Origin of the sequence: Halalkalibacterium ligniniphilum (genome assembly GCF_000334155.1) — a bacterium.
In the GTDB taxonomy this organism is placed as follows: Bacteria; Bacillota; Bacilli; order Bacillales; family Bacillaceae_D; genus Halalkalibacterium; species Halalkalibacterium ligniniphilum.
The window spans coordinates 14,559-38,858 of sequence record NZ_ANNK01000040.1 but is presented as its reverse complement, the minus strand read 5'-3'; the positions used below and the strand labels follow the sequence as shown (position 1 = coordinate 38,858).

Below are 24,300 nucleotides of genomic sequence, written 5' to 3'. Positions count from 1 at the left end.
CTGGTTACATTTGGGCTTCGATCACAAGCTATATTCTTCTGAAAGATGACTTTCCTTACTTCATTCATCTTGGGGCCACACGTATTGGTTTTGTCTTAAATAGCAGCTTTTATCTTATGGCACTCGCCCTTTTAATGGCGTTTCTTCAAGCAAGCTTGTATTTCTCGTTACTAGCGCTAGCCGCCACGTCTTCTGCTGAAATCAACATCGCTGTCATTCCATCATTGCTTGGCTTAGAACCAACGTTTTTAAACATCCTTTGGACAGATTTCACACTTATGGTCTTTTTGATGCTGAGCCTCTTTTTCATTGCAAGCCTTAACTATCGGTTTGGAAAAAGCGCAAGCTATCTTTTCTTCGCCTTTGCCGCTTTCTTATTTCTCATCCCTGCGTCCCGTGAGTTCATCTTTACATTTCTTATCGAAATGACCACAAGCCTGCTGCAATTTGCCTGGTTGCTGCTTGTTGGCATCATGTTTGCTATTTTAAGCGCCATAACGTTATCACGTGCTTCTCTAAAATAGGAAAATTCGATTGTTCTTTCTATCTCCTCCTCTATATGATGCTAGAGAGATAAGCTCACTAAATCTTTCGCTATTCGGAGGTTCTTGCTATGTTTATCGTTCATTCGACGTTTCGAATGCCAAATGAAAAAGCTGAGGAAGTCATTAGCATTTATCAAAACCGCTCCCGGCTTGTTGATAAAGCCCAATGATTTGTTCATTTTCAACTGCTTCAAAATGATAAAAAACCAGGTGAGTTAACAATTGAAATTGGTTGGGAAACTAAAAAGGACTATTTACAATAGGCACGTAGCGACGAATTTAAAAAAATTCATAAATTAGAAAAAAACTACCCTGATCAAGAGTTAGCGAAGATCATTCCAGAAGTTAAACAATTTGAGGTGGTAGCACGATGATTCATTTTCCGCATGCTCCAGCCCATCAAGAGCTAATTTCTGAGGCTGTGACATAACAAACGTGTATGATTGAAAATGCAACAATGCACAACCTAAGCGGAGGAAATAGACGTAGACTCCTGCGGGACAAAGGCAAGGGTGAGACCCCACAGTGCGAAAAGCACGAGGAGGCTCACCCGCCGCCCGCGGAAAGCGAAGGATATTTCCGAAGCGAATGCTATACATCAACGATCATGACGTTCGGATGTCTCATTAATAAAAACTCTTTTGTCCCAGCCCCTTTTGATCTTGTTCCTGTCATGATCTCTTCCTCTGGATAGCGAATCCGAGCTGCCGGCGCCGAACGTGCTAATGAAAAGGCTAATGTCAAGGGGTGCTTTTTCAGTAATCGTTAAAAGAAAAATTGCTAAAAAAAAAAAAACAAAAAGAAGACTGATCGTACTTATCGCTAACGCCCTTGTAATGATGGATTGCTTAATCGTCCGCTCAAAAAGCACGGTTTCTCGCTTTCCTTTTAAAAAGGCCCAAACGGTCACGATAATAACGCTTAATCCCACCACCTGTTGATGCACTACCTGCACCAATAAACATAAGGGCGATCATGAATATAGCCGTCGAAAAATTCAAACCACCAATATCAATCGAGTTACACCCCGCCGTTCTTGTTGTCACTGCATTTTCTCACCGAGACCTAAGCTCCCTAATGTCGCTGGATTACCATACTCTAATAAAAAATGACGAGTGTTGCAACCACATTAACAACAAATGTACCTACAAGCATCAGCTTTGCAGTATAATCCTGTTTTAAACAATCTTCAACTCGATCTTTAAAAAGGTCATTCTCCTTGTAGAACCCCTATTATACGTTTATCCCTCTTTCTGTAACAATCACTAACCACTGCTTTCAAAAGATTTCCCTTTCACAGCAAGAACACTGGCTATTAAGAAGAAGGTTTCGTTATAATGAATAGAGATTTTATGAGCGAAGGAGAAAACAAATGAACTGCTTTCGATCTTTTCTAATCATCATTCTAAGCCTAACTTTTATCGTAACAGCTTGTAGCACTCCATCGAGCTCTGCAGAACTCCATATTCAAACAGCCGCAAGCTTAACAGAAGCTTTTACTGAATTGAAGGAAACATATGAAGCGAATCATGAAAATATCACCCTTGTCCCCAATTTCGGATCATCGGGCACATTAAAGCATCAAATAGAACAAGGGGCCCCGGCAGATTTATTTCTTTCTGCAGCGGCAAAGGAGATGAACGACCTTGAAGAGCAAGGACTCATTAAAAAGCAGCAACCGTTACTTCGAAATAAGCTTGTCCTGATTACCCATAAGGATAGCGATTTTGAACGAGCCGATTTACAAATCCTGCTTGACGATAAAATTACCCGCATCGCCATCGGTCAGCCAGAAACCGTTCCTGCAGGACAATATGCAATGGAGACACTTAAAACCCTCCATTTATGGGACGAGCTTCAACCAAAGCTGATTTTCGGAAACGATGTTCGACAAGTGCTTACCTACACTGAAACAAAAAATGTAGACGCAGCGTTCGTTTATCAAACCGATGCGGTTGCTTCTGAAACCGTTGACATCATTGCAGAGGCCCCTAGTGACAGTCATGAACCGATTATTTATCCGATTGGCCTTCTTCAACAATCGACTAATCCAGAGGAAGCAGAAGCATTTTATGAATGGCTAACAAGTGACGAGGCCCTTGAGATCTTACAAAAATACGGCTTTGAAGGAGCTTAGATCCTGATGGCACAAAGTTTTTGGACACCGATCCTCCTTTCTTTGCAGGTCGTTATTGTGGCAAGCACTCTAGCGTTTTTTCTTGCATTAATCGCTGCCTCATTTATGAAAAAAAGATCGTTTAAAGGAAAGATATTTGTCGAGACAGCCCTGATGCTCCCGCTTGTTCTGCCCCCTACCGTCATCGGCTTCGGGCTCTTAGTGCTGATGGGGAGAAATAGCTGGATAGGACGTGCCTTCGAGTGGCTTTTTCAACAGCCTCTCGTTTTTTCCTATTGGGCAGCAGTGATTGCCGCCACCGTGGTTGCTTTCCCTCTCGTCTTTCAAATGATTAAAACGGGCTTTGAAGAGGTAGACACAGACTTAGAGGATGCAGCCCGTTCAATGGGGGGAAGCGAGCTGCAAGTCTTTTTTTATGTCACACTCCCTCTCGCAAAACAAGCCCTTCTTACTGGATTTGTTCTAGGCTTTGCACGAGCGTTAGGAGAATTTGGAGCGACCCTCATGTTTGCCGGGAGCATTCCTGGTCGTACACAAACCGTTCCGATTGCAATCTACTTAGCGGTAGAAACAGGGAATCAAACCCTTGCCTACTACTGGGTTATTTCCATTATTGTCTTTTCATTTATCCTACTCAGCTTCGTTCAAAGAGCAAAAAAATAACGACGTCCTAGCTGGGTCGTCGTTATTTTGTGCGCCTTGTTATGTACCTTACAGCCAGCTCCCTGCGTAAAATCCCCCAATGAACAAGCCTACAGAGCCAACGAGGCTAAGCCCAATATAGAGACACCCCTCCTTCAATCGCTTTTTTTGAAACAACTGAACAGCCTCCATACTAAAGGTTGAAAAGGTCGTAAAGGCACCGAAAAAGCCGGTACCCAACAGCAAATAGAAGGAATCTGTGCTATCAACCTGCATCGTTTGAAATCGTAAACTGACCAACAGGCCTAAGCCAAATGAACCAATAAGGTTAACGAAAAGCATGGCTAACGGAAGCGAAGAAGCTACAGATCGTGTCGTAAAAAAGCGTCCCAGTTCATAACGGGCAATCGCTCCTAAGGCCCCGCCAACAACGAGCAACATGAGATTCACTGGGCTTCCACTCCTTCCTTTGCCGCCTTAAAGCCGATTATGTAACCAACCCACGCAAGGAGAACCCCTCCGCCTAGAGAAGCGATAAGATAGCCGGACGCCTGCAGCACGTTTTCATGGACAAACAAAAAGGTCGTATCCAAGGCAAGCGTTGACATCGTTGTAAAGCCACCGCATAAACCAACCGTCAAGCCAAGCTTTAGCCACTCCCTCGGTACACGGTGAATAAACCAGCCTGTAAAGAGCCCAAGTAACAGGCTCCCTAACCAATTGGCAAGCAATGTTCCAAGCGGAAGCCCAGCATAATGGTTGAATGTATTGATGGCATACCGAAGAAGCGCCCCGATTGCTCCTCCTGCCCCAATTGAAAGAAGATTGATCATCCGTTCTTTCACAAAAGCTCCTCCCTGTTACTGACAAGTTGTTTATCAAAACTTTATCGCATTGGAGAAGCAAGCACAACTTCATGATGGAAAGAATGCGCGTTTGCCAGCTACACTTCGCCACCTTTCATAAAGGAGGTGTGTGCGGAAGTGCTTCTTAGACTTCTTCTGCAACCGTATCAATGACATCACCATTTTTTACTTTCGTGGAACAGGCTCTCATCAGCTCCACCCGTTTTCAAAGAAAAAAGCGCCGTTATATTTTATCTGATCTCTTCCTCCCTCTTTAAAGATGCCTATAACCAAGAATCGTCAAAAACTCTTCAAACTCATCCTTACGTGTTAAATCTGTAAACAAGCGAGCAGCGAGGTCAAATTTACTGGCAAGATATCGTTCTTCACCTATAAACTGCTGAATCTTTTGCAGCTCCTCATCGCGTATGCTTTCATAAAGCTCAAATGTCACCTTTCTGCCATCATTCAGGACACCTTTTTCATGTCGAATCCATTGCCAGATTTGCGCTCTTGAGATTTCAGCCGTCGCCGCGTCCTCCATCAAGTGATAAATAGGTACAGCGCCGTACCCTCGAAGCCATGCCTCTAAATATTGAATACCAACACGAACATTGGTGCGAAGTCCTTCTTCAGTAATTGTTCCTTCTGGGACTTCAAGCAACTGTTCTGCTTTAATCTCCACCTCATCAAGCTGCTTATCGATTTGGTTTGGCTCTGGCATGAGTTGATTAAAAATTTCCAGCGCAACTGGGACAAGATCAGGATGGGCTACCCATGTTCCATCATGTCCATCACAGACTTCCCTCTCCTTATCTGCACGGACTTTCGCAAACGCTTGCTCATTTGCTTCATGGTCCCCTCTAATGGGAATCTGTGCGGCCATTCCACCGATCGCGTGAACGTTTCTTCGATGACAGGTTTTAATGGTAAGCAGGGAATACGCCCGCATAAAAGGTGTTGTCATCGTTACAGCAGCTCGATCAGGCAAAATGACATCTGGTACATTACGGAGACGCTTTAAATAGCTGAAAATATAATCCCAACGTCCACAATTTAATCCTGCTGCATGCTTGCGTAGCTCATACAAAATTTCATCCATTTCAAAGGCAGCTAGAATTGTTTCAATTAAAACTGTTGCCCGAATCGAACCTTCCGGAATACCGATTGTCTCCTGTGCCTTACGAAAGATATCATTCCACAAACGGGCTTCTAAATAGCTTTCGATTTTCGGTAAGTAAAAGTACGGACCAGACCCGTTTGCGAGTAGCTTTTTCGCATTATGGTAAAAATAAAGGCCAAAATCAAAGAGCCCCCCAGAAATGGGTGTCCCATCTACAAGCACATGCTTTTCCTCAAGATGCAAGCCCCGCACCCGGACGACCAACGTAGCCACTTCCTCATTCAGCTTGTAGTGCTTCCCATTTGCAGGATTTGTATACTCAATCGTCCGATTGATTGCATCACGTAAATTAATTTGACCTTGAATCGTGTTCGTCCACGATGGTGAATGGGCATCTTCAAAATCAGCCATAAAAACCTTTGCCCCAGAATTCAAGGCATTGATCATCATTTTTCGGTCTACAGGACCTGTAATTTCCACACGCCGATCTTTGAGATCATCTGGAATTCGTGCGACCTTCCACCGCCCCTTACGTATATGCTCAGTTTCTGGTAAAAAGCTTGGAAGGTTGCCCTTATCAATGTCTTTCTGCCTCTCTTCTCTATGCTTTAAAAGTTTTTCTCTCCGATCACAAAATTCCCTTGAGAGATCACGGACAAACTCAAGAGCGCCTTCTGACAAAATTCCAGCAAACTCCGTTGGAACCGCTTTCGTAATATGAACCCCTTCAGGCACTTTAATTGTGTTTAATGCCATACAACCACCCTTTCGAATTTTTGATTGTCATCAAAACTACTTGTTGAAAAACACTTTTCCCCAGATTCCTATTTTTTGTTGGGTTAAATGCTGGTTCATCCAAATCATGAGAAGAAATAAAGCAGCGAGGATCGATGAATTAACTTTTATTTCGAGAAGATTCAACTGTAGAGGGTTCCATACCTGAAACCGTTATACCGTTTCCTTATTTAGGTTATTAAACCACCTGTTATATTTTTTGTCAATTGTGAACATTCTAAAAAAATACTCTTTCACTAGGTCATTGCTTTTTAAATGAGAAGATGAACATAATTATGCCAATGATCTTCATGTAAAAAATCACTCTTTTAAAGCAACGGAATCAACCTTCAAAAAGGCTGTTATACCAATGTTTCCACCTGCTTTTCCATGCAAATTCTTCCTCTTTATAGCGACCTCTATTTATAATTATTATAAAAAAGTATTGATTTTTCATTGAGAAGTGTTATCATTAGTATTGTAATTAAAAACCGTACGATGTGATTGACTATGACGATCAAAAAACAATCTCACGACTAGCTGGGGCGATCCAGTCGGAGATAACGAAAACTTAATCATTCGAAAAATCCTAATGCCGTATAGGATTTCTGGTCATTATCACCTGAATCTTTACACCAAGTAACCTATTTAATGGGTAAGTGTTGTATTCCTGCAACACTTCGTCACATGCATGGTTTTGGAAGCCTGCATGCATACTATAGATAAAGAGGATGTTCATCGTGGTAGAAAATCAAATAAAGGAACTAATCCCTTATTTAAAAAAGCGCGGATTACGGATAACGCCTCAAAGAATCCTAATCTTAAAAACAATTATTTCACTAAAAAATCACCCATCAGCTGAGGATATCCATCGAGAGCTACCTTACATCAGCTTAGCAACGATTTATAATAATATTAAATTATTTGTAAAATTAGGAATATTAAATGAACTCCCTTATGGCAATGGAATTAGCAAATTCGAGCTGTTCAAGTCAAACCATTATCATGTGATCTGTGAGTCATGCGGAAAGATTGTTGATTTTAATTATCCAAACCTAAAAGAAGTCGAACAGGTTGCCTCGAAATTAACCAATTATCACATTCACAATCACAAATTACAAATTTACGGCTTATGTTCGGAATGTAAGGATTAAAGGTTTCATCTCCGTCTTCTCATGGAAAAAGAAAGGTGGTAGGCAATGTTAACAAAACGAAGAGTGTGCCCAAAATGCCACGCTCAAATCAAAACACTAAAGCATAGCACGATTTGCGAATGTGGAATTAAACTAATTAAAGCTCCTGTCTAAAAAACAACCATTGTCATGCAAAGGTTGTTTTTTATTTTATCAACAAATCGCCCAGCACGGATAAAGAGAGATTTGACCATCCGCACGGCATCTGTTATTAGTTAAGGAAGTCAGAAAAGTCGAAAGGATGAATCACATGGAAAAAACACTACATTTAAAAACAAGTTCAAGGGATCAAATGATTGACATTACAGACCAGATCGAAGAGTGGATTCATGAAATCGGCATTCAAGATGGACTGCTAGTCGTCTCCTCCCTCCATACAACAGCAGGCATTACCGTTAATGAAAATGCAGACCCTGATGTAAAGCGCGACATGTTAATGCGCTTGGATGAGGTCTACCCATGGGAGCATCCAAAAGACCGTCATATGGAGGGGAATACAGCCGCGCATCTTAAAACAAGTACAGTCGGCCACGCCCAAACTTTGATTATCTCAAATGGTCGCCTCGTTCTCGGTACATGGCAAGGTGTCTATTTTTGCGAATTCGACGGGCCAAGAAGCCGGAAATGTATGCTGAAGGTGCTGAAATAATCCATCAGCACAAGGCGAGCGAAGACACTTGTGCCTAATGGTAGACTTTCCTATCTCCTAGCATGAAAAGAGCGGCTCCTTAAAACCGCTCTTTCCTTTACTAGAAAACCTCTGGGCACAAGCGTCCCTTGAGCCTTATGTCGTTAGCTGCCTCTCTCCCTTACTTGTGGCAATAATTCGCCAAAAAGGAGCCAAAAGACAAGTTAATGACCATATGGAAGATAGATTGTAAGCCCACTTTATGCTAGGACACCCAAAAGGATTATAGCTCCTAAGTAAAAATAAAAGACGAGGAGAATTTCAAAAGCTTATCTGTTATTAATCCACAACCTTTTAATCCTTTTAAGACTAAAGGCTAATTTACCACTTGCGGGAATCCGCCCTAATAAAAAATAGCTACCAAGAATAACTGAATGTAATATGAATAAAGAGATATCAGAAAAAGATTCTAGCATTATTAATCATTGCTAAAAAATAGCCCATTGCAATAAAGAAAATAGAAATGACTAATAAAAAAACAGAACCTTCCCAACGCTCTTCAAACACTTTTTCTGCCTTAAATAAATCAACTAATTCAAATCGTTTAATTACTTTAAACCCCGATAATCCCATTAGAGAAAAAATATAGTTAAAACGATGGTTTGTAAACTGATTGTAAATGAAATATCGCCAGTAAATGGAGCTAAAGTAATATCTAATAACAGCATTGTTTTGTGCAAAGAAAAAGTCCTGTTCATTACAACAACAGTAAAAAAGATCATGTTTAACTTAGAGTCGCAAAGTTAAACATGATCTTTTTTAATTATTTCATTGCTACAGCAATAATAATAAGAGTTCTTTCTACAAATCACTAGTTAAAATCAATAACGTTAAAGCATATCCTTGCCATTTCGGCAGCAATATGGTTTAAGTCATGCGGTTCACGGTAAGTATTTTGGTGGAGACGGTGGGAATCGAACCCACGTCCAGAAATAACGACACTTACGCTTCTACGAGTGTAGTCACTGTATTAGCATTTCGCCGTCACTTCAGCCCAGCGACAGGCTTCCGTGAGGCTAGTCTGATTGTTCTCTTCCTTCACCCTCAGACGGGGGGTGAGAGGCGTAGCCCACTTAGAGTGAGTCCCAGTCCCTACCACATGGGCGATGGAGGGTGGAACCGCAGAGTGCTATTAGGCAGCTACTGCGAAGTTATTGTTAGTTTTGCCAGTTATTGGCTTTGGCGTTTTAACGAGGCCGACCCCCTCGACTCGCCACGCAAGCACGACCTATTCCTGTCGAATCCAAAACGTCCCCATATGATTAAAAAGTAAAAGCGCCTCGCTCAACGGCGGCGATTGACTTCACTTTTTTTGAATGAAAAGTCCAGAGTGATATCCTCAGGACTTCTTATTATAACATACTTACACTGTTATGCAACTGGTGAGTTTATCCTTTTAAACGGTCTTTAAGAGCCCGTTCCACTTCTCGCTTTGCGTCTTTTTGTCTTAGCGTTTCACGCTTATCAAAGTTCTTTTTCCCTTTGGCAAGGCCAATTAATATTTTAGCAAAACCATTTTTAATATAGACCTTTAATGGAACGATTGAGTAGCCCTTTTGCTGTGTCTGACCGATGAGCTGGTTAATTTGCTTTTTGTGCAGAAGCAATTTTCTCGCCCGCACAGGATCGTGGTTGTAACGATTGCCTTGCTCGTATTCACTAATATGTGCATTGTGCAAATAGACTTCACCATTTTTCACACGGGCAAAGGAATCTTTCAAGTTCATACGTCCGGCGCGAATTGACTTTATCTCTGTTCCTTGAAGAACCATGCCAGCCTCAAAGGTTTCCTCAATAAAATAATCATGTCTTGCCTTTTTGTTTTGGGCAATCACTTTACCTTCTGTTTCAGCCATTCGCCACACCTCTAGCTTTTTTCTATTGGAAAAGGGAACGGAGCTCCAGTTCATGTTGATGACAACACGAAGCACTTTTGCTCACACCACCTTCATTAAATGTTGCTCAGAGTTACCTGAGGGACTTTTTCATCCAAGTAGGGAAGCACCGCTCATGATTGTTCCTGCCTTTAAATCTTAGCAAAAAAGCAAGGAAAGCGTCAATCAATCCAAAGACGGAGCACCCACTTTTCAGGTGCTCCTGATCGTTACTTCTTTTTCTTTCTGCCTTTTTTACGCTTTACACTTGGTGCATTTTCATAAAAGGGCCTTTTCTTCTTTTTACTGCCTTTTCCTTGCTTTCCACCTTCACCAAGCTTAATACCGCTTGCTTTTTGCCCATTTTGCGATCGACCATCACGCTTTTTACGCTTTCCACCTTCAATTACTTTTGGACGGCTTCTCGAATCTCTTTGCTTCCGTGGCTTCATGCCTACTACTTCAAAGTCAATGGACGCTTCGTCCACATTTACACTAATCACCCGGACCTCAATTTCATCGCCAATTCGGAACACATTTCCACTTCGTTCACCAATCATTGCATATTGACGCTCATCATAGTGGTAATAATCATCGGTCAAATAACTGACATGGACAAGCCCTTCAATTGTATTTTCCAGCTCTACGAAAAGACCAAAGCTCGTCACCCCACTAATAATCCCTGTGAAGGTTTCCCCGATCTTATCTTCCATGTATTGAGCTTTTTTCACACTTTCCGTATCCCGTTCTGCTTCTACTGCACGTCGTTCCATTTCTGAGGAATGCTGGGCAATCTCAGGGAGGTTTTCGCGCCAATACTCTTGAGCATCCTCGCCGATGTTCCCTTTAATCAGATATTCTCGGATTAAACGATGAACAATTAAGTCTGGGTACCGGCGAATCGGTGACGTAAAGTGGGTGTAAAAGTCAGTCGAAAGACCAAAGTGCCCAACACTGTTCGTGTCATATTTTGCCTGCTTCATGGATCGAAGCATGACAGTACTAATCACCATCTCTTCTGGCTCACCACGCACTTCATCAAGAAGCTGCTGCAACGCCCGTGGATGAACCGTGTTGGCATTGCCCCGGACTACATAGCCGAAGTTTGTAATGAATTCAAGGAACTTGTTCAATTTTTCTGCATCTGGGTCCTCATGAATCCGATAAATAAATGGAAGCTTTAACCAATGAAAATGCTCCGCAATCGTTTCATTTGCCGCAAGCATAAATTCTTCAATTAATTTTTCTGCAACGGAACGTTCACGTAAAACGATATCTGTTGCGGTTCCTTCCTCATTAACAAGCACTTTCGCTTCCTTAAAATCAAAGTCAATTGCTCCACGCTCAAAGCGCTTTTTACGAAGAATCTCAGCAAGCCCTGCCATCTCCTCAAAAAATGGAACAAGGGATTCATAGCGCTTGCTTACTTCTTCATCTTTATCAACGAGAATTTTGTTCACATCGCGATAGGTCATTCTTTCTGTCGTCCGAATCACACTTTGAAAAATCTCATGCTGAACAACTTGACCTGCTCCATTAATCTCCATTTCACAAGACAAGGTGAGACGGTCTACTTGAGGATTCAAGCTACAAATACCGTTCGAAAGACGGTGAGGAATCATTGGGATCACCCGGTCAACAAGGTATACACTTGTCCCACGCTCAGCCGCTTCACGGTCAATTGGAGAGCCTTGCTCCACATAATAGCTCACATCGGCAATATGGACACCGAGCTTGTAGTTCCCATTCTCAAGCTTCGACACATGCACCGCATCATCTAAATCCTTTGCGTCCGCTCCGTCAATCGTCACAATCGTTTCGTTACGGAGGTCACGGCGGTTTTCAAGCTCACTTGGATCGATGCTATCTGGAACCTGATTTGCTTGATCCATGACTTCGTCAGGGAATGACTGGGGAATACCATGCTTGTGAATAATTGAGATAATGTCCATCCCTGGGTCATTTTTATGACCAAGTATTTGCGTTACTTCACCTTCCGCACTCATTCGTCCTTCAGGGTATTTCGTAATATGGACAATGACCTTGTGTCCATCAACAAGTCCTTGCTCCCCTGGGCTTGTAATTAAAATATCATTTGGAATTCGTTTATCATCCGCAACTACCATTCCATACTGCTTATGGTCAACATAGGTGCCAACCACGTCCGTGACGCCCCGCTCCAAAATTCGAATCACTTTTCCTTCAGGACGGTCCCCAGACGAATGCTGATGTAAGCGTACAAGGACCTTGTCCCCGTTCATCGCCCCTTCTAGGTCCGCTTGGGTAACATAGACGTCCCGTTCCCCTTCTACCTCTGGAATGACAAAAGCAAAACCTTTCGCGTGGCCTTGCACCTTCCCTCGTATCAGGTTCATTTTTTCTGGAACCCCGTATCGGTTGCTTCGTGTTTGCACAATTAATCCTTGCTCTTCCATTCGATTTAAATGGACAACAAGCTCTTTAAACTCTTCCGAATCTTTTATCTTAAAGGCTTCCTCTAAATCAGAAACAGATAGCGGCTTCTCAGCTTCCTCTCGAAAGAATTTTAATAGTTGCTCGGTTTTGACATCGTTCATTTAAATAACTCCTTTCGTGTGAACAGCTTTATCTTCCGCCGTATCTTCCTGCTGCTTTTATTCGGACCAATCGAGCCCTTCTAAAAAGCGAAACACATCTTCATGCAGCTGTTCTTTCTCTTTGTCTAATGTAATAACATGGGTCGACTCTTCGTACCATTTTAGGCTTTTATCATCGGTTTCCACGTTATCGTGAATGATATTCGCACTTTCAATATCGATCATTTCATCATGACGTGCTTGTACAACGAAAACAGGAGAATAAATATGGTCAAGATGCTCTCGCACGTCAGCGATCAATTGTTGTAATCCTTTGAGCGTTCCCATCGGCGACTCTTGGAAACGCTCCATTTCTACTTGGATTTGTTCTTCACTTTTTTGCTCTCTTCGCTTATATTCCTTTGCGTAAGCAAGAACTCCTTTATAAATCGCATCTTCCGTTTTTGGTCGCATCGGTGCACACATAGGCACGATACCCTTTATTGGTAAAGTATAACCAATTTTTAAAGAAAAAACGCCTCCAAGGGATAAACCGCATACAGCAATCTCGTCATAGCCTTCATCCTTTAAAAGTTGATAGCCCTTTTGAACATCCTTCCACCAATCTTCAGGCCCTGTTTTCACGAGCTCTTCTGGTGGCACCCCGTGTCCTTTATAAAGGGGAGCATGGCATGTATACCCTCGCTTTTGAAGAAAACGTCCGAGCATCCGGACATCTGCGGTCGTTCCAGTAAAACCGTGCAAAAGGAGCACGGCACGCTTTCCTCCTTCAAAGGTAAATGGTTTAGGCGCTACCAGTTTCATTTTCATCTTCCTTTCTTGCTATGTTCTGTTTAAATGGTCTCAAATCCTACTCAGGTAGAAGCTTGTTCCTAAAGAATGCGATCCACTACTTAATGAAGGTGGTGCGAGCGTCTGCTTCCTTGCTCTCTCTGTAAGCTCCGTCCCCTTTTCAACCACAAAAAACCTTTATAAAATGAAAAGAAAGCAGCAGGCGTACACCCACTGCTTGTGTTCTTACAAAAAGTATGCGACCAAAATCGTTAATAAGAAAAACAATACGGCTAAAATAACCGTCATACGGCTAAGCACGGCATCAATTCCACGTGCTTTTTGCTTTCCGATCAATTGCTCAGCTCCACCAGAGATAGCACCAGATAAACCAGCACTACGCCCTGACTGTAGCAATACTACAGCGATTAACGCAATTGAAACGATAATAAGCAACACAAATGCTACTGTTTGCACCTACCAACACCTCCACAAGCACAAGTTGCGCTTCTATAAATGTAACATAAAGAGGGAAAAGCCGCAATTGATTTTCGTTATCCAGAGGCTCTACATGCAGGCGTCAAAGCGCTAGGCGTCCATCAGCAGTGACGAACATTGGAAACTGTAATCAAAAACACAGGAAGCATTGAAGCCCTCTCAAGCCACTGGTGACTGTACTAAAGAGCATCTAATTTCCATTCGGCGGGAGTTTTTACTACGTCCAATTACCCCACTTGAGATTGCCCACCACCACCTAAGGATAACTCTCTTGTTTTAAGAGCGCTTATTTTAGTAAACGCTCCTGTCAATTGTCCATATTTTCTGCAAGTGGCAGCTCTTCAGTCCATTTCTACCCTACAAACGTATCCTTTTTCACAAATAAAGGAATCTGTGTCCGCTTCAAACGTGACAAGCTCTCAACTCCCTGAAAGACAAACAAAACATCGCTTTTTTTTTACTCGTTCAGAAAGCTATCATGATTTTTATACTTTCAGATTAGTGAAAAAAGGGCTGATCCCCTTTAAGGAAATCAGACCCATAACTCAACTATTTTAGGTTATAAAACGCCTTTGTACCGCCGTATTGAGCCATATTTGCCAATTCATCCTCGATGCGAAGAAGCTGGTTGTATTTCGCTACACGGTCTGTACGAGATGGTGCACCTGTCTTAATTTGACCAGCGTTTGTTGCAACAGCGATGTCAGCAATCGTGCTATCTTCTGTTTCACCCGAACGGTGAGAGATAACCGCTGTATAGCCCGCGCGCTTCGCCATTTCAATCGCATCAAACGTTTCTGTCAGTGTACCAATTTGATTTACTTTGATAAGGATAGAGTTTCCAACACCCTTCTCAATCCCCTCTGAAAGCTTCGCTGTGTTTGTAACAAACAAGTCATCACCAACAAGCTGAACCTTATCACCAAGACGATCCGTTAACAGCTTATGACCTTCCCAATCGTTTTCATCAAGGCCATCTTCAATTGAGATGATTGGATATTTTGAAACGAGCTCTTCATAGAAAGCAACCATTTCTTCAGAAGAAAGAACCTTTCCTTCACCAGCAAGATGATATTTTCCATCCTCTTTGTTGTAGAGCTCAGAAGACGCAACATCCATCGCAAGCTTCACTTGTTCACCTGGCTTATAACCAGCTTTTTCGATCGCTTCGATGATCGTTTGAAGTGCTTCTTCGTTTGAAGAAAGATTTGGTGCGAAACCACCTTCATCCCCAACAGCTGTGTTATAGCCCTTTGATTTAAGAACCGCTTTTAGATTATGGAAAATTTCCGTGCCCATACGTAGTGCTTCACGGAAGTTTTCTGCACCAACAGGCATAATCATAAATTCTTGAATGTCGACGTTGTTATCCGCATGCTCGCCACCATTGATGATGTTCATCATTGGAACTGGTAGCTGTTTTGCATTGAATCCTCCAAGGTACACGTAAAGTGGAAGATCCAAAGCGTCAGCAGCCGCACGAGCAACTGCCATTGATACACCAAGGATCGCATTTGCACCAAGCTTGCTTTTGTTGTCTGTTCCATCAAGCTCGATCATTAATTGGTCAATCCCGATTTGATCAAGGGCATCAAAGCCAATAAGCTCTGGCGCAATGATTTCATTTACGTTTTCAACCGCTTTAAGGACACCTTTGCCCATATAGCGCTCTCCACCGTCACGAAGCTCAACCGCCTCATATTCACCAGTGGATGCACCACTTGGCACAAGGGCACGACCCATTGAACCGGACTCAAGGTATACTTCCACTTCAACTGTAGGATTACCACGTGAGTCTAATACTTCACGAGCATAAACATCAGATATAATTGTCATGATTCGTCATCTCCTTTTAGTTAAATCAAACCTATGTTAATTCCACCATGAAAGGGGCAATCCCTTCCCTGTCACAAAACTTTAACTTATTTTAACAGTGATTTTCCTGTCATTTCTTTTGGCTGGTCACCACCAAGAATCGATAGGACCGTTGGTGCTAAGTCAGCGAGAATTCCATCCTCACGTAATGCGACACCCTCTTCGGTTACAATGACAGGAACTCGATTCGTCGTATGTGCTGTCATTGGCTGGCCATCCAATGTAATCACTTCATCTGCATTGCCATGGTCTGCCGTAATAATCGCAGCACCACCCTTTGCAAGAATCGCATCAACGACTTTTCCTAAACATTCATCCACCGCTTCTACCGCTTTAATGGTTGGCTCTAGCATGCCCGAATGACCGACCATATCTGGGTTTGCAAAGTTTAAAATAATTGCATCGTGCTTATCCGCCTCAATTTCCTTTAAAAGGGCATCCGTTACCTCATAAGCACTCATTTCTGGCTTTAAATCATAGGTAGCCACTTTTGGTGAATCAATTAAAATGCGTTCTTCACCTGGAAACGGCTCTTCCCGTCCGCCACTGAAAAAGAACGTAACGTGAGGATATTTTTCCGTTTCTGCAATACGAAGCTGTTTAAACCCTTGCTGAGACAAAGCTTCGCCTAAAGTGTTATCAAGATTGGTTGGCTTAAAGGCGACATACCCATTAACCGTTTCACTAAAGTGAGTTAAGCACACATAATGCAGACGTTTTGGTAATTTTTCTCCTCGATCAAAGCCCCGGAAATCCTCATTTGTGAAAACCTGTGACATTTGAATCGCACGGTCAGGACGGAAGTTGAAGAAAATGATGGCATCGTCATCCTTAATGGTGGCAACAGGCGTACCATCCTCTTTTGTTAAAACAGATGGAATCACAAACTCATCATGAATGCCGTTGTTATAGCTATCGACTAACACATCGATGGCATTCGTGTACGCAGGGCCTTCACCGTATACCATTGCACGATATGATTTTTCGAGACGCTCCCACCGCCGATCTCGGTCCATCGCATAGTAACGACCATGTAAGGTCGCCAATTCGCCTATGCCTAACTCTTTCAACTTTTCTTCTAATGAGCGAATGTACACTTCCGCAGAGGTTGGACCTACATCACGTCCATCTAAGAAGCCATGCACATAGACACGTTCAAGCTTTTCACGTTTTGCAAGCTCCAGCAAAGCAAATAGATGCTCAATATGGCTGTGAATCCCGCCATCAGAAAGTAACCCATAAAGGTGAAGACTGCTGCCTTTCTCCTTCACATGCTTCATCGCATCTAGGAACGTCTGATTTTGAAAAAAGTCCCCTTCACGAATGGAAAGACTGACACGGGTTAAGCTCTGGTAAACAATCCGCCCTGCCCCAATGTTTAAATGGCCGACCTCTGAATTCCCCATTTGACCTTCAGGTAAGCCTACCGCTTCACCATCTGCCTGTAAAAGGGCATGGGGGAATTGATTCCAGTACCGATCAAAATTAGGCTTTTTCGCTTGGGCTACGGCATTTCCTTTCACCTCATCGCGCATAGCAAATCCATCAAGGATAATTAACGCTACCGGCTTTTTACTCATTTGCCTGCCTCCAAAAGCTGCACAAAGGAAGCTGGGTCAAGACTTGCACCACCGACTAACGCACCATCAATATCAGATTGCGCCATGTACTCAGCGATGTTTTCTGGCTTTACACTACCGCCGTATTGAATGCGAACGGCATCAGCAGCTTCTTGTGAAAATTTCTCTGCAACTACTTTACGGATGTATGAGCATACTTCGTTCGCATCAGCTGAAGAAGAGGATTTTCCTGTTCCAATTGCCCAAATCGGCTCGTAGGCAATGACCGTCTTTTTCACTTGCTCTTCGGTTAAGCCGTCCAAGCCTTTTTCTACTTGTTCTTTCACAACAAGGGTTGTACGATTTTCTTCACGCTGTTCAAGTGTTTCCCCACAACACATGATCGGAACAAGGCTGTGAGCGAATGCAGCATGAACTTTTTTATTGACTGTTTCATCTGTCTCTGCAAACATTTCACGACGCTCAGAATGACCAATAATGACGTAAGAAACGTTCATATCTTGAAGGGCTACAGGGCTAATTTCACCTGTGAATGCGCCACTTTCTTCAAAGTGAACATTTTGGGCCCCGATTTTTAAATCCGTCCCTTTTGCTTCGTTCACAAGGCTTTCTAGAAAAAGTGCTGGAGCGCAAACAACCGCATCAACCTCGTCATTTGCTGGTACTTGTCCTTTCACCTCTTGAACAAACATCTTCGCTTCCCCAAGTGTTTTGTTCATCTTCCAGTTTCCCGCAATAATCGGTTTTCGCATAATCCTTTCACCTCACCTATTACTATCTATCACCAAACAAGCGATTTCGCTTTTCTGGCTTACTTGTCGTTTAGGGCGACAATGCCTGGAAGGGCTTTTCCTTCCATAAATTCAAGGGATGCACCGCCACCTGTTGAAATATGGCTCATTTGATCGGCAAGGCCAAACTTTTCAACTGCGGCCGCAGAATCTCCACCGCCGATGACTGAATACGTGTCCTTTGCATCTGCAAGTGCTTGCCCAACAGCTTTTGTTCCTTCAGCAAATTTGTTTAGTTCGAAAACACCCATTGGTCCATTCCAAATCACAAGCTTCGAATCCAGAATGACGCTGCGATATGTATCACGAGTTTTCGGCCCAATGTCTAGTGCCTCCCAATCAGCAGGGATGGAATCAATATCCACAACTTGAGTATTTGCATCTTCAGAAAAATCGTCCGACACAATCACATCTTGAGGCATATAAAAATTGACGCCTTTTTCCTTCGATTTCTCTATGAAGGATTTCGCTAACTCAATTTTATCTTCCTCTAAAAGAGATTTACCGATTTCGTGACCTAACGCTTTTACAAACGTGTAGGCAAGACCGCCACCGATAATTAGGTTATCCACTTTATCAAGGAGGTTCTCAATCACGCCGATTTTGTCTTTGACTTTCGCGCCACCGATAATTGCTGTAAATGGACGTTCAGGGTTGGATAATGCTTTTCCTAACACATCAAGCTCTTTTTCCATCAGGAATCCAGCAACGGCTGGTAAGTGATGGGCAATTCCCTCTGTTGACGCATGAGCACGGTGCGCTGCACCAAACGCATCATTTACGTACACATCTGCAAGTGCTGCAAAAGCTTTGGCTAATTCGGGGTCATTTTTTTCTTCTCCTTGATAAAAACGTACGTTTTCAAGTAAGAGCACGTCACCATTTTGAAGCTTAGCTACAGCCTCTTCTGCAACTGGACCATGAGCTTCATCAACCTTTGCCACCGCCTTGCCAAGCAGTTCACTTAGGCGCTTGGCTACTGGGTTCAAACGGAGTTCTTCAACCGCCTTTCCCTTAGGACGTCCTAGATGGCTGGCAAGAATCACTCGAGCCCCTTGTTCAACAAGATATTGAATCGTTGGAAGAGCTGCTCGAATCCGCGTATCATCGCTTACTTTTCCTTCGCTCATTGGAACATTAAAGTCTACACGACAGAACACTTTTTTCCCTTGCAAAGCAAGGTCACGAACGGTTTTTTTGTTCATGATATACCCCCTAATATTCGGTCATAATCTAAAAGCAGATTGTCTCTTGCAAGCAAGTCATCGCTAGATTGCCTGCCGAAAGCTAGACAATGGAAAGAGGAGTCAGAATCATATCCTCTTCCTCCTCTTCCATTACCATCACTATCTTAGATTATAGTCCTTGCTTAGCAATATATTCAACTAAGTCTACAACACGGTGTGAGTAACCAGACTCGTTATCGTACCAAGAAATTACTTTTACCATGTTGCCTTCCATGACCATTGTTGAAAGTGCATCGATTGTAGAAGACGCAGGGTTTCCATTGTAGTCACCAGATACAAGCGGCTCATCGCTGTATGCAAGAATACCTTTAAGATCCCCTTCTGCCGCTTCCTTCAATGCCGCATTGACATCTTCAACCGTTACGTCTTTATCAAGCTCTGCTACAAGGTCAACAAGGGATACGTTTGGTGTTGGCACACGCATCGCCCCACCGTTTAGCTTTCCTTTTAATTCAGGAAGAACAAGAGAAACGGCTTTTGCAGCACCTGTTGTTGTTGGAATAATGTTCTCAGCAGCTGCACGAGAACGACGGTAGTCCTTATGCGGTAAGTCAAGAATTTGTTGGTCGTTTGTGTATGAGTGAACAGTTGTCATCATTCCACGACGGATACCAAACTTATCGTTTAATACTTTTGCAAATGGTGCAAGACAGTTTGTCGTACAAGAAGCATTTGATAACACATGGTGACTTGCTGCATCGTATTTATCTTCGTTAACACCCATAACAATTGTAATATCCTCATCAGATGCTGGAGCTGAGATAATGACTTTCTTCGCTCCTGCTTCAAGGTGTTTAGCAGCATCCGCGCGAGCAGTGAAGCGTCCTGTTGATTCAACAACAACTTCAACTCCAAGATCTCCCCAACCAAGCTGTGCCGGGTCGCGCTCAGCCTTGACAATAATTTCGTGACCATTTACAACTAGATTGTCTCCATTCACAGAAACCTCAGCGTCAAGTCTTCCGTGAACCGTATCGTATTTAAGCAAATGTGCAAGCATATTTGCATCTGTTAAATCATTGATTGCAACAATCTCAACATTTGGGTTCTTTAGTGCCGCACGGAAAACATTACGTCCAATACGTCCAAAACCATTAATACCAACTTTTGTAGCCATTGAAGAATTCCTCCTTGGAATAAGGTAAAAATTTTATTTTAGAAACCTGACAATAAGTGCCAAGTGACTGTGTAACATTACTTTGCATCATGTAAAGCTAAAAGACGCTTCGCCGCCCCTTCATCGGTAATTAATACATCACTCGGCCGGTACTTCATATACGCGGATATCGCTTCGGCTTTTGAAGCGCCCCCGGCAACCGAAATCACCAATTTTTCTTCTCCCAGCTCATCTAGCTGCAAGCCAATGGTTCTCTGTTTATGAATAACATGACCGGTTTTGTCGAAGTAATAACCAAATGCTTCGGCTACAGCATTCTCTCGTTCAATCTTTTCCAGAAAATCACGGTCTGATCCTCTACGCAATGCCATAGTACTAGCTTCTCCAATCCCATGAATAACCATGCAAGCAGATTTAATGCTTTCAAGGATGGTTCTGACACCTGGCTCAGCAATGAGAGAGGCATACGCTTCTTCGCTCAATTGGTCTGGCACATGTAAAAGCTTATATTGTGCTCCTGCTTTACCAGCCATTGTGGCGCTAATTGTATTCGCCTGGTTTTCCACTTTCTCCCCAAGTCCTCCACGGGCAGGTACGAAGGTAACATTGGCCATCCGAGAATCAGGCATCATCATTTCAGCGACAGCAGCGAGGGTGGTACCTCCCATCACCGCCACAACATCACGAGGTTTCAGAGCCTCTTTCATTTTGGCGATACAAGCACGGCCAAGCTCTTTTTTCACCCAAGAAAATTCATCACTATTCCCTGGGACAATCAGAACTTCTTTGACCCCGAGCTGTTGCTCAAGCTTCGCTTCCAATTCTTGTAGACCAAGCAGCTCCTTCATCACCAGTTCAAGCTCTTCAAACAGTGTTTCACCCTCGTCTGTCACATACATGCCAGCAGAGGCAATATGGACAAGTCCTTGCTCCTTTAAAAAAGTGACTTCACTGCGTAAAACCCGTTCGGAGATGTTTAAGCTAGATGATAAGCTTCGTCGGCCAATCGGTTGCATCAAACGAATATACTGCAAAATCCGATAGCGTTTTGCCAAAACCTCGAGCAAGTCTGGTAAAAGCTTTTGTTGAATCTTTAACAATTTACGCATCCGACCTTCTCCTTTGCTGGAAACGACGGTTTAATATAGGGTCACAAAACGTCCCGGTAAGACATTTAATGTCCCAATAAGGGTAAAAAAAAGATCACTTCCTCATCTTCATTTTTTATTTTAACAAGGAAATGATCGGTACACAAGCGATAATTATCCGATTTTTTTAAGTAATCGCTTTCTTATCTTTTCTTCCGATAAAATGCCGAAATCAATCTCTTCATTATCAATAGCGACAACAGGGATCATCATTCCGTACTTTTCGACTAAAGCGTCCTCCTGATAAATATCAATGACATTGATTGAAAAAGACAACTCTCGCTGAAGTGCTTTTAAAAGAGTAAACCCTTTCTCACATAAAGGGCACTGCTCTTTTGTATAAAACGTTACCTCTACCATACTTCATTTGACCCTCCATTATTCATAACGTTTCCGCTTGTTTGAGGACGGGATTCCTAGTTCATCACGATATTTTGCAATTACACGTCTAGACACCGTAATCCCTTTTTCCTCTTTCAGCCATGAAACAATTTTTTGATCCGAAAGGGGCTTTTGTTTCTCTTCACTAGCAATGACCTCTTTGATATAGTGCTTGACTGAATCACTTGACGTCAACTCACCGAACCCATTTTGTATCGACGAGGAAAAGAAGGATTTTAGCTCAAAAAGCCCTCGCGGTGTTTGGGCGTACTTATTAGTCGTCGCCCGGCTAACGGTTGATTCGTGCATGCCAATCTCTTCAGCAATCTCCCGCAAGGTAAGGGGCTTCAACATCCCATCTTTGCTCGTAAAAAAGTCGCGCTGATGAGCAAGGATCGCCTCCGCTACCTTCAAAAGGGTTTGTTGCCGTTGCTGAATGCTTTTCATAAGCCACTGTATTTGTTGATATTTTTGCTTTACATATTGTGAGGCTTCTTGGTTGCCCGAATCAAGCAATAACGATTGATATTGACGGTTTAAGGAGATTTTTGGCAAGTAATCGTCATGGAGAAGGATCGCCAATTCCCCTTCGACCCACTCAATCGTTACATCTGGAATTAAGTAGCTTGTCGGTTCGCCTCCAATGTGGGTTCCTGGTCTTGGATCAAGCTGTTGAATCCGGTCATAGGCAGACTGTATATCAGAAAGAGAGACTTGAAGTTCCTTTGAAAGCTGCTTCCACCTCTTTTCAGCCAACAAATCCATATAGTGTGCCACAATCGTTTCTGCTAACGGATCTCTTTCCTTTTTTCGTTGGAGCTGAAGCAGCAAACACTCTTGTAAGGAGCGGGCTCCTACACCAGCTGGCTCTAAGCTTTGTAAGCGAGAGAGCGTCGCTTCTGCTTCTTCCGTCGAAATCTCCAAATCGTTCTGCAAATCCTCCAAGCTGCGAGACAGATACCCGTCATCCCTAATGCTATAAATAAAATAATAAAGCCAGCTTAACTCCTCTTTAGATAACGGTAAATACCGTACTTGCTGGATGAGGTAATCACTAAGCGCCAAGCGTTCAATCCGCAAGTAGTCAAAAGGAGAACTGTCATTTTTATCTTGAATCATTCCACCTTCATCCACATCTTCTCTCATTTCTTTTACATGCTCAGCCAAAGTAGATGAGGAGGGCTCCTTAAGCTCAATCAGCGGATTTTCAAGTGCTTGCTCTTGGATAAAGGCCGTTAATTCGATCGTTGAATATTGCAATAGGGAAATGGCTTGACGAAGTTCCTTTGTCATCACGAGGCTTGTTGTCTGTTGTTGATATAAACCGAAATTCATGATTCATCCCCCTTGCTGTTTTCATCATAGCACAAAACCTTGTTTTTTACGCTGTCCAAATTATTGTAAGCGCTTTCTATAATAAATATATCTGTAATAATATCTTACATAACAAATCATTGACATTTTCGAAAACGCTTTCTATGTCTCTATCTATTATACATAAGGATAAGGCTGTTTCACTACTGTCAATTCTTATTTTTTTCTGCGGAAAAGGGGACTTAGCTTACGGAATGATAAAGCAGGCAGCGTGTCGCTCACACCACTTTCATTGAATGGGTGCACATAAACTCGTTTTCATCCGTTTTGGAAGAGCGATCCCGCTCATGGAGGTTTCTATATCGAAAACATCCATCTCCTTCTCTTCTCACGTTTAGATTTTATCAAAACGGTTATCCTTTAAAGCAGGGATTTCTTTAGGCAAAGCGGAATATGTTAGAATTAAGAGGGGGAAAGTATTTGACCTTCTTTGACCAATTGGGTATGATGTACATAGGAACAGGTTTCCAACGTATAAGAAAGAAGCGGTGGTCATGCCCCGCGTAATTAAAAAGGAGGCACATACAGATGAATTTAATTCCTACAGTCATTGAACAGACCAATCGTGGAGAGCGTGCTTATGATATTTATTCACGTCTTCTAAAAGACCGAATCATTATGTTAGGTAGTGCGATTGATGACAACGTAGCAAACTCCATAGTTGCTCAATTGCTTTTCTTACAAGCAGAAGACCCTGAAAAGGACATCTCCCTTTACATTAATAGCCCTGGAGGCTCCATTACTGCTGGGATGGCGATTTATGACACAATGCAGTTTATTAAACCACAGGTTTCAACCATTTGTATCGGGATGGCCGCTTCAATGGGTGCTTTCCTCCTTGCAGCTGGTGCAAAAGGAAAGCGTCTTGCTTTGCCAAACAGTGAAGTCATGATTCACCAACCTCTTGGTGGAACACGCGGGCAAGCAAGTGATATTGAAATTCATGCAAGACGTATTCTTGAAATGCGTGAGACACTTAACAAAATTCTTGCTGAGCGTACAGGTCAACCACTAGAAGTGATTGCAAAGGATACAGACCGTGACAACTTTATGACTGCTGAAAAAGCGAAAGAGTACGGCTTAATTGACCAAATCATTGAGCCATCGAAAAAATGACCGTT

23 protein-coding genes, 1 other RNA gene and 2 pseudogenes are annotated in these 24,300 nt (G+C 42.7%); 8 read left to right on the top strand and 18 right to left on the bottom strand.

Going from position 1 to position 24,300, the window contains the following annotated elements:
• Together BLT_RS23945 and BLT_RS21300 are read left to right on the top strand one after the other, a co-directional pair.
• The coding region (locus BLT_RS23945) for a hypothetical protein (protein ID WP_017726343.1) at positions 1–524 on the top strand (524 nt) is incomplete at its 5' end.
• An 89-nt stretch (positions 525–613) separates the two neighbouring features.
• Positions 614–919: pseudogene (locus BLT_RS21300) on the top strand (antibiotic biosynthesis monooxygenase family protein).
• Positions 920–1,136: 217 nt separating this feature from the next.
• On the opposite strand, the gene BLT_RS24365 reads toward BLT_RS21300, so the two are convergent.
• Both BLT_RS24365 and BLT_RS24360 read right to left on the bottom strand, forming a co-directional pair.
• Positions 1,137–1,289 (bottom strand): hypothetical protein, encoded by a 153-nt coding sequence (locus BLT_RS24365; protein WP_236611062.1) that lies wholly within the window; start codon positions 1,287–1,289, stop codon positions 1,137–1,139.
• 116 nt (positions 1,290–1,405) lie between these two features.
• Complete coding sequence (locus tag BLT_RS24360; RefSeq protein WP_081599585.1) at positions 1,406–1,591, bottom strand: potassium transporter TrkG; 186 nt, start codon at positions 1,589–1,591, stop codon at positions 1,406–1,408.
• Positions 1,592–1,917: 326 nt separating this feature from the next.
• Between BLT_RS24360 and modA the strand changes: the two genes are divergently transcribed.
• Positions 1,918–2,682 carry a molybdate ABC transporter substrate-binding protein gene (gene modA, locus BLT_RS21290; RefSeq protein ID WP_017726341.1) on the top strand — a complete coding sequence of 255 codons (765 nt, stop codon included), beginning with the start codon at positions 1,918–1,920 and terminating at the stop codon, positions 2,680–2,682.
• Positions 2,683–2,688: 6 nt separating this feature from the next.
• Complete coding sequence (gene modB, locus BLT_RS0103025; protein WP_017726340.1) at positions 2,689–3,345, top strand: molybdate ABC transporter permease subunit; 657 nt, start codon at positions 2,689–2,691, stop codon at positions 3,343–3,345.
• Between the two features lie 48 nt (positions 3,346–3,393).
• Here modB and crcB read toward each other — a convergent pair whose 3' ends face one another.
• The 3 genes from crcB to aceB form a co-directional block, all read right to left on the bottom strand.
• Positions 3,394–3,765 (bottom strand): fluoride efflux transporter CrcB, encoded by a 372-nt coding sequence (gene crcB, locus BLT_RS0103020; RefSeq protein ID WP_081599586.1) that lies wholly within the window; start codon positions 3,763–3,765, stop codon positions 3,394–3,396.
• 5 nt (positions 3,766–3,770) lie between these two features.
• The gene (locus tag BLT_RS0103015) at positions 3,771–4,169 is read right to left on the bottom strand and encodes a fluoride efflux transporter FluC (RefSeq protein WP_017726338.1); all 399 of its coding nucleotides are present in this window, start codon (positions 4,167–4,169) and stop codon (positions 3,771–3,773) included.
• Between the two features lie 274 nt (positions 4,170–4,443).
• Positions 4,444–6,048 carry a malate synthase A gene (gene aceB / locus BLT_RS0103010; RefSeq protein WP_017726337.1) on the bottom strand — a complete coding sequence of 535 codons (1,605 nt, stop codon included), beginning with the start codon at positions 6,046–6,048 and terminating at the stop codon, positions 4,444–4,446.
• Positions 6,049–6,642: 594 nt separating this feature from the next.
• On the opposite strand from aceB, the pseudogene BLT_RS23575 reads away from it, so the two are divergent.
• The 3 genes and pseudogenes from BLT_RS23575 to BLT_RS0103000 all read left to right on the top strand — a co-directional run.
• Positions 6,643–6,771, top strand: a pseudogene (locus tag BLT_RS23575) (catalase); the annotation flags it as partial.
• A 35-nt stretch (positions 6,772–6,806) separates the two neighbouring features.
• Entirely contained in the window at positions 6,807–7,220 is a 414-nt protein-coding gene (locus tag BLT_RS0103005; RefSeq protein WP_017726336.1) for a Fur family transcriptional regulator, read from the top strand.
• Between the two features lie 289 nt (positions 7,221–7,509).
• Positions 7,510–7,908 carry a secondary thiamine-phosphate synthase enzyme YjbQ gene (locus BLT_RS0103000; RefSeq protein ID WP_017726335.1) on the top strand — a complete coding sequence of 133 codons (399 nt, stop codon included), beginning with the start codon at positions 7,510–7,512 and terminating at the stop codon, positions 7,906–7,908.
• Between the two features lie 935 nt (positions 7,909–8,843).
• On the opposite strand, the gene ssrA is transcribed toward BLT_RS0103000, so the two are convergent.
• The 13 genes from ssrA to rpoN form a co-directional block, all read right to left on the bottom strand.
• Positions 8,844–9,203: a transfer-messenger RNA gene (gene ssrA, locus BLT_RS22900) on the bottom strand.
• Between the two features lie 132 nt (positions 9,204–9,335).
• On the bottom strand, positions 9,336–9,803 hold the full coding sequence (smpB, locus tag BLT_RS0102995; RefSeq protein ID WP_026104962.1) for an SsrA-binding protein SmpB: 468 nt from the start codon (positions 9,801–9,803) through the stop codon (positions 9,336–9,338).
• A gap of 248 nt (positions 9,804–10,051) precedes the next feature.
• A complete protein-coding gene (gene rnr, locus BLT_RS0102990; RefSeq protein ID WP_017726333.1) occupies positions 10,052–12,397 on the bottom strand; it encodes a ribonuclease R in 2,346 nt (781 codons plus the stop codon).
• 57 nt (positions 12,398–12,454) lie between these two features.
• The gene (locus tag BLT_RS0102985; protein ID WP_017726332.1) at positions 12,455–13,201 is read right to left on the bottom strand and encodes an alpha/beta hydrolase; all 747 of its coding nucleotides are present in this window, start codon (positions 13,199–13,201) and stop codon (positions 12,455–12,457) included.
• A 213-nt stretch (positions 13,202–13,414) separates the two neighbouring features.
• Complete coding sequence (gene secG / locus BLT_RS0102980; protein WP_017726331.1) at positions 13,415–13,645, bottom strand: preprotein translocase subunit SecG; 231 nt, start codon at positions 13,643–13,645, stop codon at positions 13,415–13,417.
• A gap of 570 nt (positions 13,646–14,215) precedes the next feature.
• A complete protein-coding gene (gene eno / locus BLT_RS0102975; RefSeq protein ID WP_017726330.1) occupies positions 14,216–15,502 on the bottom strand; it encodes a phosphopyruvate hydratase in 1,287 nt (428 codons plus the stop codon).
• 86 nt (positions 15,503–15,588) lie between these two features.
• On the bottom strand, positions 15,589–17,121 hold the full coding sequence (gene gpmI / locus BLT_RS0102970; RefSeq protein WP_017726329.1) for a 2,3-bisphosphoglycerate-independent phosphoglycerate mutase: 1,533 nt from the start codon (positions 17,119–17,121) through the stop codon (positions 15,589–15,591).
• Positions 17,118–17,873: a triose-phosphate isomerase gene (tpiA, locus tag BLT_RS0102965; protein ID WP_017726328.1), complete on the bottom strand. Its 756-nt coding sequence runs from the start codon at positions 17,871–17,873 to the stop codon at positions 17,118–17,120. The genes gpmI and tpiA overlap by 4 nt, the downstream gene beginning before the upstream one ends.
• A gap of 59 nt (positions 17,874–17,932) precedes the next feature.
• Entirely contained in the window at positions 17,933–19,117 is a 1,185-nt protein-coding gene (locus tag BLT_RS0102960) for a phosphoglycerate kinase (RefSeq protein WP_017726327.1), read from the bottom strand.
• Positions 19,118–19,268: 151 nt separating this feature from the next.
• Positions 19,269–20,276 (bottom strand): type I glyceraldehyde-3-phosphate dehydrogenase, encoded by a 1,008-nt coding sequence (gap, locus tag BLT_RS0102955; protein WP_017726326.1) that lies wholly within the window; start codon positions 20,274–20,276, stop codon positions 19,269–19,271.
• Between the two features lie 77 nt (positions 20,277–20,353).
• Positions 20,354–21,385 carry a sugar-binding transcriptional regulator gene (locus BLT_RS0102950; protein WP_017726325.1) on the bottom strand — a complete coding sequence of 344 codons (1,032 nt, stop codon included), beginning with the start codon at positions 21,383–21,385 and terminating at the stop codon, positions 20,354–20,356.
• A gap of 153 nt (positions 21,386–21,538) precedes the next feature.
• The gene (locus BLT_RS0102945; protein ID WP_017726324.1) at positions 21,539–21,784 is read right to left on the bottom strand and encodes a glutaredoxin family protein; all 246 of its coding nucleotides are present in this window, start codon (positions 21,782–21,784) and stop codon (positions 21,539–21,541) included.
• 18 nt (positions 21,785–21,802) lie between these two features.
• Positions 21,803–23,140 (bottom strand): RNA polymerase factor sigma-54, encoded by a 1,338-nt coding sequence (gene rpoN, locus BLT_RS0102940; protein ID WP_017726323.1) that lies wholly within the window; start codon positions 23,138–23,140, stop codon positions 21,803–21,805.
• A gap of 567 nt (positions 23,141–23,707) precedes the next feature.
• On the opposite strand from rpoN, the gene clpP reads away from it, so the two are divergent.
• A complete protein-coding gene (gene clpP / locus BLT_RS0102935) occupies positions 23,708–24,295 on the top strand; it encodes an ATP-dependent Clp endopeptidase proteolytic subunit ClpP (RefSeq protein ID WP_017726322.1) in 588 nt (195 codons plus the stop codon).
• Positions 24,296–24,300: the final 5 nt, after the last annotated feature.